The following is a 13,208-nucleotide window of genomic DNA, read 5'->3' on the forward strand; positions in this document are numbered from 1 at the left end:
GCGCCTCAGACCTTGAAGCGCGACACGCCGGTGCGCAGGTCGTTGGCGACCAGCGTCAGCTCGTCGATGGCCTGGCTGGACTGGCGCAGCGATTCCACGGTCTGCTGGGCCGCCTCGGAGAGCTGCATCAGCGCCTGGTTGATCTGCTCGGCGCCGCCGGCCTGGGCCTGCATGCCCTCGTTGACCATCTGCACGCGCGGCGCCAGCGTCTGCACCTGGCCGATGATCTGGGAGAGCTGGTCGCCCACCTGGGTCACCTCGGACATGCCGCGCCGCACCTCCTCGGCGAACTTGTCCATGCCCATCACGCCGGCCGCCACCGCGGACTGGATTTCCCGCACCATCTGCTCGATGTCGTAGGTGGCCACCGCGGTCTGGTCGGCCAGGCGGCGGATCTCGGTGGCCACCACCGAGAAGCCGCGGCCGTACTCGCCCGCCTTTTCGGCTTCGATGGCGGCGTTGAGCGAAAGCAGGTTGGTCTGGTCGGCCACCTTGGCGATGGTGGTGACCACCTGGTTGATGTTGCCGGCCTTCTCGTTCAGGGTGGCCAGCTTGGCGTTGACCGAGCCGGCGGCTTCCATCACGTGGTGCATGGTCGCTTCCATGCGCGACAGGCCGACCTGCCCCGTGCCGGCCAGCCCGGCGGTCTGCTCGGCGGCGCCGGAGACTTCGATCATGGTGCGCACCAGGTCGCGCGAGGTGGCGGAGATCTCCCGCGAAGTGGCGCCGATCTCGGTGGTCGTGGCCGCTGTCTCGGTCGCGGTGGCCTGCTGCTGGCGCGCCGTGGCGGCGATCTCGTTGACCGAGGTGGTGACCTGGATGGCCGAGCGCTGGGCCTGGCCGACCAGCCCGGTCAGCTCGCCGGTCATCTGGTTGAAGCCCTGCTCGATCTCGAGGAATTCGTCCTTGCGGCCGAGCGACAGGCGCTGGCGCAGGTCGCCGCCGCGCATGCCGGACAGCAGCGCCACGATCGAGCGCATCGGCACCGTGATGGAGCGGAACAGCAGGTAGCCGGCCACCAGCGACCCGACCAGCGCGGCGATCAGCGAGACCTCGATGCTGATCTTGGCGGTCTCGACCGCGCGGTTGATGCTGGTGGCGCCGTCCGCCGCGACCTGGTTGTTGTCGTCGAGCAGGTTCTGCAGGGCGTTCCGGCCCTCGTCCCAGAGGGCATGGACGGGGCCGCGCAGCCTGGCTTCCAGCGACGCGGAGTCGGTGTTGCCGGCGGCGAACATCGCGGCCGAAACCTCGTCGTAGTTGCGGCGCAGCGCCTTGTATTTCTCGAAGCGCTGGCGGTCGTCCGGGCGGCGGATCGACTCGGCGTATTTCTGCTCGAACTCGTCCAGCCGCTTGCGCAGCGCCGCGTTGGCGTCGGCATATTCGCGGCGCTCCTTGTCGCTGGCCGAGGTGATGCTCTGCCAGGCCAGCACGTAGGTCTCGCCCCAGGCGCCGCGCATGGCGGTGCTGTAGTAAAGCCCCGGCAGTGCGTCGTCGCGCAGCGCGGAGGCGTGCGTCTCGATGGCCGACAGGCGGCCATAGGCGATCACGAACGTCAGCAGAATGACCGCCAGGATCATGGCGAAACTCACCAGGATGCGCGTGCGGATGGTCCAGAGGGTCGCGGAGCTTTTTCCCATTTGATGTTTTTTGTATTTTTTGCCGGAACGGCGGCGGGCAGCGTCCGGGCAGGTCGGCACCGGCGCGCGGGGCGCGGATCAGCGGGTCTGGCGGGTCATGAGATGAGAGTGGGCACTAACGGAACGGGACCCCGGGGGGTACGCCTATAGCGGCGTAGGGTACTGGAACGGTCCGGCCATTTCAATGGCACCGGCGAGGGGTAGCGTTTGCGATTATGCTATTTGTCGTCCCGCAACATATCGCAATATCATGGTTTGACGCGGCTTGATTTTTTCCTGGTTTTAGTCACACTTGCCAAATAGACAGATCGGACCGATGTCGACAATCACAAACAGGGCAGGGATGGTGGCCAGGTCAGAGGCGAAGGCCGGCGCCTCGCCGAGCGCGGACATCGATCCGCTGACCGGCGTGGCATCGCGCCAGGCATTCTTGAATACGCTGGAAGACCGCCTGCGCACGGAGGCTGCCCCTCGCTGCGCCCTTTTGTTGCTGGGCATCGACGATTTCCGCGCCTTCAACGACATGCACGGCCACGCCGAGGGCGACGAGATCCTGCGCCGGGTGGCCCGCCGCCTGCGCGACGCCTCGCCGCGCGACGCCGTGCTCGGGCGGGTCGGCGGCGACGAGTTCGCCGTGCTGCTGCCTTCCATCGCCGATCCCACCCTGGTGCGCCACGTCAGCGCCGCCATCCTGTCGCTGCAGTCCGAGCCCCACGAATACAGCAACCGCCGCCACCACGTGCTGGCCAGCCTGGGCGCCTGCGTGATGCCGGCCGGCGGCGACAACGCCTCCGACGCGCTGGCCTCGGCCAGCCTGGCGCTGGGCCGGGCCAAGCGCGACGGCGGGCGCACCATCCGCTTCTTCAAGCCGCAGATGCGCACCGACGTGACGACCCGCCTGTCGCTGGTGCAGGCGCTGCGCGACGCCTACGCGCAACGCCAGTTCGAGCTCCTGTACCAGCCGCAGATCGACCTGCGCGACGGCCGCGTGGTGGGCGCCGAGGCCCTGATGCGCTGGCGCCATCCGACCCAGGGCCTGCTCACGCCGGCCAGCTTCATCGACGCGCTGGCCGCCAGCAGCGTGGCGGCCGACGTCGGCGTGTGGCTGCTGCATACCGCCTGCGCGCAGGCGCGCATGTGGTCGCTGGAGTTCGCCGACGCGCCGCGCGTGGCCATCAACCTGTTCGCCGCCCAGCTGAGCGAAAGCCGCCTGCTGACCGAGGTGCGCCACGTGCTGCGCGAGCTGGCGCTGGCGCCCGAGCGGCTGGAGCTGGAAATCACCGAGACCATCGCCCTGCAGCAGGGCGACGAGTTCTCCGGCCAGTTGCAGACGCTGCGCCGCGACGGCGTGACCCTGACCTGCGACGACTTCGGCACCGGCTACGCGTCGCTGAGTTTCCTCAAGACCTTTCCGGTCGACCGCATCAAGATCGACCAGTCCTTCATCCGCAACGTCACGCAGAGCCCGGTCGACGCGGCCATCGTGCGCGCCGTGGTCAACGTGGGCGGCACGCTGGGCATCGGCGTGGTGGCCGAAGGGGTGGAAACCGTCGAGCAGCGCGATTTCCTGCGCGACAACGGCTGCCACGAAGTCCAGGGCTACCTGTACGGGCGCCCGATGTCGGCCGACAAGTTCACCGAGTTCCTGCAGGCGCGCTGAGCCGGGCCATCCCGGCGCGCCGTCCTTCGCCTCCCCGCGCTTTCCTCCGTTTCTCCAGCGCCTGCCGGTTTTTTCCGGTTCTTTCCGGTTTTTCCCGTTTCTTCCACCTCCCGCTGGCTGGCGACAATTTGTTTCCGGCTTTGTCCTGACGCCGGCTGCCTTGGCGCCGCCGCCGGGCCGGCGCCCGCATGGCGCCGCGCCATGCGGGCGCAGCGCCGCCCGCGGCGCCTGCCGGGCATGCCGTTGCGGGGAAATATGTGCTTACAAAGTCAGGTACGGCCGCGCCGGCAGCCTGCCGTTAAGCGAAGTATCGTGACAACAGGGACAACGGGCGCCGGCCCCGCGCCCACCGAACCCAAGAGGTCATCCATGTTTCCTGCCCGCAGGCTTGGCCCGCGCGCCCGGGCCCTGCTCCTGGCCCTCGGTATCGCTTTCGCCACCTGGCAGGCGCCGGCGCTGGCGCAGTCCGCCGGCCCCGCCGATCCCGCCGACCCTTCCGACCGCATCGCCACCATTACCGACGCGGCCGGCAACCTCAGCCTGGCGCCGGCCGGTTCCGACGACTGGGCACAGGCCACGGTCAACCGGCCCATCACCACCGGCGACCGCCTGTGGGTGGATAACGGCGGGCGCGCCGAGCTGCATGCCGGCTCCACCGCGATCCGGCTCGGCAGCGCCACCGCGGCGACGGTGCTCAACCTCGACGACAGCGCCACCCAGGTCAAGCTGACCCAGGGCACGCTGCAGTTGCGGGTGCGCGCGCTGCCGCCCGACCAGCCGGTCGAGATCGACACGCCCAACCTCGCCTTCGTGCCGCGCGAGCCCGGCGACTACCGCCTGGACGTGGCCGCCGACGGCAGCACCACCGTGGTCACCCTGCACCACGGCTCGGCCGTGGTGTACGGCGAGAGCCGCTCGCGCGACATGCGCCGCGGCGAGCAGATCCGCTTCGCCGGCAACGACCTGGCCGAGGCCGGCATGGCCAGCAATCCGCCCGAGGACGAGTTCGACCGCTGGACCGCGGCGCGCGACGCGCGCGAGGACGTCTCGCCGTCGGCCATCTACGTGCCGCCCGAGATGACCGGCTACGCGGCGCTGGACGGATACGGCGACTGGCAGGAAGACCCCGGCTATGGCGCGGTATGGTTCCCGCGCGTGGTGGCGGCGGACTGGGCGCCGTACAGCACCGGCTCCTGGACGTGGGTGGCGCCGTGGGGATGGACCTGGTGCGACGACGCGCCGTGGGGCTTCGCGCCGTTCCACTACGGGCGCTGGGCCCGCATCGGCGATCGCTGGGGCTGGATGCCCGGGCCGCGCACGGCGCGCCCCGTGTACGCGCCCGCGCTGGTGGGGTTTGTCGGCGGCGGCCGGGGCGGCCCCGGCGTGGCCTGGTACCCGCTCGGCCCGCGCGAGAGCTATCGCCCGGCCTACGGTGCCAGCGCAGCCTATATCGGCCGCATCAACCGCTTCACGGTCAACCACGACATCGCCGGCAACCGGGCGCGCGGCGCTTATGCCAACCGCGACGTGCCGGGCGCCATCACCGGCATGCCGGCGCGCGCCTTCGTGCAGGGCCAGCGCGTGCCGCCCGGCGCCCGCCACGAGGCGTGGCGCGACCTGCCGCGCGGCGAGGCCAACGGCGCGCCGCCGCTGGCGCCGGTCAAGGCCAGCCTGCTGGGCGCCCATCCGGGCCGGCCGGCCCCGCCGGCGGTCATGCAGGGCTTTGCCCGTCCCGCCATCGCGGTCCGCGCCCCGGGCCGCCCGGCCGGCGACGAGCTGGCCCAGCGCTACGCCCGCGGCGGCGGCACGGTGCCTGGCGCCGGTGCGGCATGGCGCGGCGCAAACATGCCGGCCGCGCCCGGCAGCCAGGTCAGGCTGAGCCAGGCCGCGCCGGCGTTCCACGCGCGCGGCGAAGGTGGCCGGGGCAATCCGGCCAACCCGGCGGGCAATCCGGGCAACCCGACCAACCCCGCCTTCGGTCCGCAACGCGCCGAGGGCGGTCCGCGCGGCGCCATGCCGCAGGGCTTCGTGGGCACCGCCCCCGGCGCCCAGATCCCGGCGCCGGGCGGCGACCCGCGCGCACGCGGATGGACCACCCGCCCGGACCAGGCGCGCGCGCAGCAGGCCATGCAGCAGCAACAGGCCATCCAGCAACAGCAGGAGATGCAGCGCGAGCAGCTGGAGCGCCAGCGCGGCGATCAGCTCCATGCCCAGCAGGCCATCCAGCAGCAACAGGACATGCAGCGCCAGCAGCAGGCGCGCCAGTTCGGCGACCAGCAGCGCGCCCAGCAGGCCATCCAGCAGCAACAGGAGATGCAGCGCCAGCAGCAGGCGCGCCAGTTCGGCGACCAGCAGCGCGCTCAGCAAGCCATCCAGCAGCAACAGGAGATGCAGCGCCAGCAAATGGAGCGCCAGCGTGGCGACCAGCAGCGTGCCCAGCAAGCCCTCCAGCAACAGCAGGAAATGCAGCGCCAGCAACTGGAACGCCAGCGCGGCGAGCAGCAGCGCGCCCAGCAGGCGCTGCAGCAACAGCAGGCCATGCAGCGGCAGCAACAGGAAATGCAGCGCCAGCAGATGGAGCAGCAGCGCATGCAACTGCGCCAGCAGCAGGAACGGCAGATCCAGGAGCAGCAGCGCCAGCAGCAGGTGATGCAGCGCCAGCAGCAAGAGCAGATGCAGCGGCAGCAGCAGGAGATGCAACGCCAGCAGCAGAACATGCAGCGCCAGCAACAGGAGCAGCAGCGCCGCCAGCAGGAGATGCAGCGGCAACAGCAGCACGCCTAGCCGTGCTGCCGCATGGTATGCCCAATGCGCGCGGGAGAAACGAAGAGAGTGCGTGCCTGACAGCGGCTGGCTAGCTGTCGGGGCGCCCGCCAGGACCGGCCGGCGCGCGTTGCACGCGCCGGTCCGGGGCCACGCCTTACTTCGCCAGTTCCGACAGCCGCACCTGGGCGATCTTGCCGCCCTGCACCCAGCCCACCACGGTATCGGCCACGGTGCCGCCCTTGGCGTCGATGCCCTCGATCTCGTTGGGGTTGGCATCCTTGGCCAGCGTCTTCACCGCCTCCGGCATCTGCGCGCGGATCGCGGCCACGTCGCTGGTGGTGCCGGCCAGCTTCATCGCATTGGCCAGCACGTACACCATGGTGTAGTTCAGCGACATCTCGGTGGTGGCGTCGCGTCCGTCGTGCAGCTTCTTGTACTTCGCGTTGTAGTTCTGCGCGGCCGGGCGGCTGTCGTTGGCCAGCGGCATCACGCCGATCGAGCCTTCGAGCATGCCCAGGCCGTTGGTGACCTTGGCCATCTCGTCGAGCTTGGCCTGGTCCATCACGATGAAGCCGCCCTTGAAGCCCAGCTCGCGCGCCTGCTTGACCACCAGCGCGGTCGGCTCCGACGGGCCGCCCACGAACATCACGTCCGGCTTGTCGGATAGCACGCGCGACACGCCGCTGTAGAAGTCGGTGGCCTTGGTGTAGGACATCGGGTTGTTGGCCACCACCTTGCCGCCCGCGCCTTCCCAGGCCGGCACGAACGCCTGCACCCAGGCCTTGGCGTAGTCGTGGTCGGCCGGTGCCAGCGCCACGTTCTTGCCGTAGCGCTTCATCTGCGCCTTGACGAAGGGCTCGATGTAACCGGTGTAGGCCGGCGGGATGCGGATGGTCAGCTTGTTGCCAGCGTCGGTGATGCGCGGCACGCTGGAGTACGCCATCACCAGGAATTTCTCCTGCTCGTTGAAGGCCTGCAGCGCGAAGATGCCGCCCGAGTGCGGCACGAACACGGCCGGCGTCTTGTATTGCTGCACCAGGCGGCGCGCGTTGATGGCCGCCTCGGCCGGCGCGTACTTGTCGTCGAGCGCGGCCACTTCCAGCTTGACCTTCTTGCCCTTGACCTCCAGGCCGGCGGCGTTGATCTCGTCGACCGCCATCTGGATGCCGGACAGCACGTTCTTGCCATACAGCGCGGCGCCGCCCGAGAGCGGGCCGGTATAGCCCAGCTTGACGACTTCCTGCGCGAAGGCGGCGCCCGAGGCCAGCAGCGCGGCCATGGCGGTGGCGGCGAGCGGGAAGGCAAGCGGGAAGAAGCGGCGGATCGTCTTGGTTTGCATGTGGCTGTCTCCTGTTGTGTTGGTACTGCCTGTTGTTCGTGCTCCGCGGTTTGCTCCCCTCTCCCGCGTAGTGGAAGAGGAGAGCAAACATATGCAACACGCGGCGGCGTCAGCCCCCGATATACGCCCGCCTCACCCCCTCGTCCCGGAGCAGCGTGTCGCGGTCGCCTTCCATCACGATGCGGCCGCTTTCGATCACGTAGGCGCGGTGCGCGATGCCCAGCGCCGCGTAGGCGTTCTGCTCGGCCAGCAGCACCGTGGTGCCGGCCCGGTTGATGCGCTGGATCACCTCGAACATCTGCTTGACCACCAGCGGCGCCAGCCCCAGCGACGGCTCGTCGAGCAGCAGCGCGCGCGGGCGGCCCATCAGCGCGCGGCCCAGCGCCACCATCTGCTGCTGGCCGCCGGAGAGCGAGCCGGCGGGGTCGTCCTTCTTCTGCCGCAGGATCGGGAACATCTCGAACACTTCCTCGAGCGAGCGCCTGATGCCGGCCGCATCGCGCCGGTGCACGTAGGCGCCCAGCGTCAGGTTCTTCTGCACGCTCATGGCCGGGAACAGCTTGCGCCCTTCGGGGCAGTGCACCAGCCCGGCCTGCACGATCTGCGAGGGCTTCATGCCGGCCAGCTCGCGGCCGTCGAAGCGCATGGTGCCGCCGCCGATGCGGTGGATGCCGCTCATGGCCAGGAAGATCGAGCTCTTGCCGGCGCCGTTGGCGCCCAGCAGCACCACCAGCTCGCCGGCGCCGGCATGCAGCGTGATGTTGTCCAGCGCGCGGAAGCTGCCGTAGGACAGCGATACGCGTTCAAGCTGCAACATGGTCGGCTCCCAGGTAGGCTTCGATGACGTGCGGGTCCTGCTGGACCTGCGCCGGCGTGCCCTCGGCGATCTTCTCGCCGTAGTTGAGCACCATGATCTTGTCGGCCAGCCGCATGATCATGTCCATCTTGTGCTCGATCAGGCAGACCGTCTTGCCGTGGCGGACCATCTTGCGGATCAGCTCGGCCAGGCCCGCGGTTTCCTCGGGGTTCACGCCGCCGGCCGGCTCGTCGAGCAGCAGCAGTTCGGCCCCGGTGGCCAGCGCCAGCGCGAAGGCCACGCGCTTGCGCTCCTCCTGCGTGATGTCGGCCGCCACTTCATGGGCGAGGTGGGCGAGGCCGACGAACTCCAGCGCTTCCTCGGCCTTGGCGCGGCACAGGCGCTCTTCCTCGCGCAGCCGCCGCGTGTTGAACAGCACGTCGGCCAGGCCCGAGTGCGTGCGCAGGCGGTGGCCCACGATCAGGTTGTCGAGCACCGTGGCGCGGTCGAACAGGTGGGTGGCCTGGAACGTGCGCGCCACGCCCAGGCGCGCGATCTGGTCGGCGCGCAGGCCGGCCACGTCCTGGCCCTTGAGCAGGATCTGGCCGGAAGTGGGCGCATGGGTGCCCGCGATCAGGTTGAAGAAGGTGGTCTTGCCGGCGCCGTTGGGGCCGATGATGGCGTTGATGTGACCGGCCTCGAAGGTGACCGAGACATCGTTCACGGCGGTCAGGCCGCCGAATTTCCTGGTCAGGTTGCGGATCTCAAGCATGGTCGGCCTCTGCGTTGGCTGCGGTTGCGTTGGCGTCGGCCTGCGCACCGGCCGGCGCGCGGCCCTTGCCGCCACGGCGCGCGGCGGCGGCGCGGCGCGCCTGGCGCTTGAGCCACGAACCGACGATGCCGTCCGGCACGAAGATGATGAGCAGCACCAGCACCGGCCCGAACACCAGCATGCGGTAGTCCTGCAGGAACTGCAGCGTCTGCGTGACCCACGGCACCAGCACCGCGCCCAGCAGCGGCCCGAGCAGCGTGCCGGTGCCGCCCACCAGCATCGCCATCACCATGTCGAAGGTCAGGTCGGTGCGGGCGATATCGGGCCCGAGGAAGCGTACCTGGCCCGCGTACAGTGCGCCGGCGAAACCGGCATAGCCCACCGACAGCACGAAGGACAGCACCTTGGTGCGCATCAGGTCGATGCCCAGCGCCTCGGCCAGCGCGTCGCTGTTGCGCACGGCCATGAAGCTGCGGCCCAGCAGCGAGGTGACGATGCGGTGCATGAGGAAGGTGCCGGCCGCCAGGAAGAACAGCACCAGGTAGTACTGCGCCTGCACGTTGTCGAACGCCAGCGGCCCCACCGCGGCCGGCACCGGGATGCCGATCAGGCCCACCGTGCCGTGCGTGAGGCTTTCCCATTTCTCGATCAGCAGATAGATGATGTAGCCGATGCACAGCGTGAAGATCGAGAAGTAATGCCCCTTGAGGCGCAGCGACACCACGCCCACGAAGTAGCCCACCGCCATGCACATCGCGCCGGACAGCACGAAGGCCACCCAGAACGGCACCTGGTGGTCCACCGTGAGGATGCCCAGCGTGTAGGCGCCGATCGCCATGAAGCCGCCGTGCGCGAGGTTGAGCTGGCCGGTGTAGCCGGTGATCAGGTTCAGCCCCAGCGTGGCGATGGCGTAGATGAAGGCCAGCGTCATCACCGTCAGGTAGTAGCTGTTGGGCGTGATGAGCGGGAACGCGATGGCCAGCGCCAGCAGCAGGGCCCAGCCGGTCTTTCCTTGCAATGCTTTCGTCATGCGGTGCTCCAGTGCGTTCTCAGGCGGCCTTGCCGGCAAACAGGCCCTGCGGGCGGACCGACAGGATGACCACCAGCAGCACGAAGGCGATGATGTCCTTGTAGTCGGTGGACACGTAGAAGCCGCCGAAGCTCTCCGCCATGCCGATGATCAGCCCGCCCACGATGGCGCCGGGAATGCTGCCCATGCCGCCGAGGATGATGATGACGAAGGCCTTGGTGATGACCAGGTTGCCCATGCTCGGGTAGACCAGGTTGATCGGCGCGTAGAGCGTGGCGGCGATGGCCGCCAGCGCGCCCGAGATGGCGAACACCAGCAGCGTGACGCGCGTGGCGTCGATGCCGACCAGCGCGGCGCCTTCGCGGTTCTGCGCCATCGCCACGATGGTCGAGCCGGTCACGGTGCGCGTGAGGAACAGGTGCAGCAGCACCATCAGGCCGAAGGCCGCGCCGATGATCAGCAGGCGCTGCGCCGGCGCGGTCAGGCCGAACAGTTCCACCATCTGGCCGTAGGGCGTGGGCATGCGGTTGAAGTCCGCGCCCCACAGCGCCTGCGCGCCGGCTTCGAGGAAGAGCATGATGCCGATGGCGGCGATCATGTCGTGCAGCTCGGGCGCGTTGCGCAGCGGATGGAACACCAGGCGGTCGGCCAGCATCGACAGCGCCGCCACGGCAAGCGCCGCGACGCCCATCGCCAGCCAGTAGTTCATGCCGAGCGCCGTCATCATGTAGTACGAGACGTAGGCGCCGGCCATGTAGAACGCGCCGTGCGCGAAATTCGGCACGTGCAGGATGCCGTAGACCAGCGTCAGGCCCAGCGCCACCAGGCTGTACACGCCGCCCAGCGTGAGGCCGTTCAGGACTTGTTGGAGAAACAACATCTCGGCTTACCTCTTTGCGGATCGCGAACCGCGGATCACGGACGAAGGCACGCAATCCGCGGCGCGGACGACGTGGCACGCGCGGCGCCGCGCGGGGGCGGGCCGCTCATCGAGCGAGGACGGGATCAGCCGGGCGGTGGTGCGGCTTGCGGGGTCGTACGGTGCATGTTCTGTCTCCTGTGCAATGCATGCGCAATGCGGATTGGCTGGCGAAGGCGGATCTTCGTCGCCGGTGTCGTCGCGGCCGGTGAGCGCGCTCTGCGTTTTCACGCATATGCACGTTCCAGCACGATCGTTCGTTTTCATTGACTGTTGCATACGGCCTGAGGCACAGTCAAGGAATACGGAATAGTCTTCCGCACAGCGAAATAGCCGGCGCGGCCCGCGTCCGCGGCCTGCCGGCGCGGTGCGGAATGCGTCCTCCCGCAGCCCGTTGCCAAGCGTTGCCGCCATCCATGAAGCGCACCTCGTCGATTCCGCTGTCGCCCGCCGGCGCGCCGCCCGCCGCGGCTGCCGATGCCAGCCGCGCCGCCCATGTTGCCGATGCGCCGCCGGTGGCGGTCTCCGGCTCGCCCGCCGACGCGGCGCGCGACGACCGCAACTTCGTCACCGCGCTGGCGCGCGGGCTGGACCTGCTGCGCGCCTTCGGCCCGCACGATGACTACCTAGGCAATGCCGAGCTCGCGCGGCGCGCCGGCATTCCGCGGCCCACCGTCTCGCGCCTGACCTACACGCTCACCAGCCTGGGCTACCTGATCTATTCCGAGTCGCTCGAGAAGTACCGTCTCGGCCAGGGCGCGATGGTGCTCGGGCAGCGCTACCTCGCCGGCTCGCGCATCCGCGAGATCGCGCGGCCGCTGATGCAGTCGCTCGCGTTCGCCACCGACTGCACGGTGGCGCTGGCCACCGCCGACCGCCACGAGATGGTCTACCTGGAGGTCTGCCAGCCGCGCGGCGCGCTGGTGATGCGGCTGGCGCCGGGCTCGCGCCTGCCGACCGCCACTTCGGCCATCGGCCGCGCGTGGCTGGCCGGGCTCGAAGCGCCGCGGCGCGCCACGGTGATCGCGGACCTCGAGCATTTCTACGGCACGCGCTGGCCGCCCATCCGCGCCAAGCTCGAGCGCGCGCTGCGCGACTACGGCCGGCGCGGCTTCTGCCTCGCGCACGCGGAGTGGGACCGCACCGTGAGCGGCGTGGCCGCGCCGGTGGTGCTGGAGGGCGGCGCGGAAGTGCTGGCCATCAACATCGGCGGCGCCGCCACGCGGCTCACGCCGGAGATACTGGATGGCAATCTCGGCCCGCGCATCCGCGAACTGGCCGATGCGCTGCAAGGGCGCCTTTGGCAAGGACACGGATAACGAGCATCATCCACGCGCACATCGCCAACGCATAACGCGTCGACGCGGCTCCGCGGGGCATGCACCCGAGGGGCCATACATCCAGCAGGCATTGCAGACAAAGAAAACAAAGGAGACAACGATGGAGATTCGCAACAAGACCGTGATCGTGACGGGTGCCGCCACCGGCATCGGGCGCGCGCTGGCGCTGGCCTTGGCGGCCGGCGGCGCGCGCGGCGTGGCCGTGGCCGATCTCGACGAAGCCGGCGCGCGCAAGGTGGCCGCGGAAATGGCGCAGGCCAGCCCCGCGTGCCAGGTCTTCGCGCAGCGCACCGACGTGGCCGACGCCGCCGCGGTGCAGGCGCTGGCCGATGCCGCCACCGAGCGCTTCGGCCAGGTCGACGTGTTCTGCTCCAACGCCGGCATCATCCTGCGCAAGGGCCTCGACGCCAGCGCGCAGGAATGGCAGCGCATCTGGGAGATCAACGTGATGGCCCACATCCACGCCGCGCGCGCGGTGCTGCCGCAGATGCTGGCGCGCGGCGAGGGCTACTTCGTCAACACCGTGTCGGCCGCCGGGCTGCTGTCGCAGATCGGCTCGGCGCCGTACGCGGTGACCAAGCACGCGGCGATCGGCTTTGCCGAGTGGCTGTCGATCACTTACGGCGACCGCGGCATCAAGGTAAGCTGCATCTGCCCGCAGGGCGTGCAGACCAACATGCTGTTCGGCGAGGACGGCTCGCGCAAGGGCTTCCTGCAGGCCGGCTCGGTCACGCCGGAGCACGTGGCGCAGGTCACGCTCGAAGGCGTGAAGGACGAGCGCTTCCTGATCCTGCCGCACCCCGAAGTGCTTGAGTATTACCAGCGCAAGGGCCAGGATTACGACCGCTGGCTCAAGGGAATGCGCCGCCTGCACGATAAAGTGATGGCGGAGTTCGGCGGCGCCGTGGTGTGAACACGGCCGCGCGCCGCGCGGCACCCCGCAGCATCG

10 protein-coding genes are annotated in these 13,208 nt (G+C 69.6%); 4 read left to right on the forward strand and 6 right to left on the reverse strand.

All coding sequences use genetic code 11. The features are described 5' to 3' along the window. Positions 1-5: 5 nt before the first annotated feature. Positions 6-1,637, reverse strand: a complete 1,632-nt coding sequence (locus tag ACKI2N_RS22335; RefSeq protein WP_420992924.1) for a methyl-accepting chemotaxis protein — start codon at positions 1,635-1,637, stop codon at positions 6-8. Positions 1,638-1,980: 343 nt separating this feature from the next. On the opposite strand from ACKI2N_RS22335, the gene ACKI2N_RS22340 reads away from it, so the two are divergent. Both ACKI2N_RS22340 and ACKI2N_RS22345 read left to right on the forward strand, forming a co-directional pair. Then, complete coding sequence (locus ACKI2N_RS22340) at positions 1,981-3,297, forward strand: putative bifunctional diguanylate cyclase/phosphodiesterase (protein WP_420993184.1); 1,317 nt, start codon at positions 1,981-1,983, stop codon at positions 3,295-3,297. Positions 3,298-3,666: 369 nt separating this feature from the next. Further along, positions 3,667-6,081 (forward strand): DUF6600 domain-containing protein, encoded by a 2,415-nt coding sequence (locus ACKI2N_RS22345; protein WP_420992925.1) that lies wholly within the window; start codon positions 3,667-3,669, stop codon positions 6,079-6,081. Positions 6,082-6,217: 136 nt separating this feature from the next. On the opposite strand, the gene ACKI2N_RS22350 is transcribed toward ACKI2N_RS22345, so the two are convergent. The 5 genes from ACKI2N_RS22350 to ACKI2N_RS22370 form a co-directional block, all read right to left on the reverse strand. After that, a complete protein-coding gene (locus ACKI2N_RS22350; RefSeq protein WP_420992927.1) occupies positions 6,218-7,402 on the reverse strand; it encodes an ABC transporter substrate-binding protein in 1,185 nt (394 codons plus the stop codon). A gap of 109 nt (positions 7,403-7,511) precedes the next feature. Beyond that, a complete protein-coding gene (locus ACKI2N_RS22355) occupies positions 7,512-8,219 on the reverse strand; it encodes an ABC transporter ATP-binding protein (protein ID WP_420992928.1) in 708 nt (235 codons plus the stop codon). Then, on the reverse strand, positions 8,206-8,970 hold the full coding sequence (locus ACKI2N_RS22360) for an ABC transporter ATP-binding protein (RefSeq protein WP_420992930.1): 765 nt from the start codon (positions 8,968-8,970) through the stop codon (positions 8,206-8,208). Before ACKI2N_RS22360 ends, ACKI2N_RS22355 begins: the two co-directional genes overlap by 14 nt. After that, entirely contained in the window at positions 8,963-10,000 is a 1,038-nt protein-coding gene (locus tag ACKI2N_RS22365; RefSeq protein WP_420992931.1) for a branched-chain amino acid ABC transporter permease, read from the reverse strand. The genes ACKI2N_RS22360 and ACKI2N_RS22365 overlap by 8 nt, the downstream gene beginning before the upstream one ends. A gap of 19 nt (positions 10,001-10,019) precedes the next feature. Beyond that, the gene (locus tag ACKI2N_RS22370) at positions 10,020-10,880 is read right to left on the reverse strand and encodes a branched-chain amino acid ABC transporter permease (RefSeq protein ID WP_420992932.1); all 861 of its coding nucleotides are present in this window, start codon (positions 10,878-10,880) and stop codon (positions 10,020-10,022) included. A 455-nt stretch (positions 10,881-11,335) separates the two neighbouring features. Between ACKI2N_RS22370 and ACKI2N_RS22375 the strand changes: the two genes are divergently transcribed. Together ACKI2N_RS22375 and ACKI2N_RS22380 are read left to right on the forward strand one after the other, a co-directional pair. Beyond that, positions 11,336-12,238, forward strand: a complete 903-nt coding sequence (locus tag ACKI2N_RS22375) for an IclR family transcriptional regulator (protein WP_420992933.1) — start codon at positions 11,336-11,338, stop codon at positions 12,236-12,238. Between the two features lie 121 nt (positions 12,239-12,359). Beyond that, a complete protein-coding gene (locus ACKI2N_RS22380) occupies positions 12,360-13,172 on the forward strand; it encodes an SDR family NAD(P)-dependent oxidoreductase (protein ID WP_420992934.1) in 813 nt (270 codons plus the stop codon). Positions 13,173-13,208 lie beyond the last annotated feature (36 nt).

It is taken from the genome of Cupriavidus sp. 30B13, from assembly GCF_049059565.2.
Taxonomy (GTDB): domain Bacteria; phylum Pseudomonadota; class Gammaproteobacteria; order Burkholderiales; family Burkholderiaceae; genus Cupriavidus.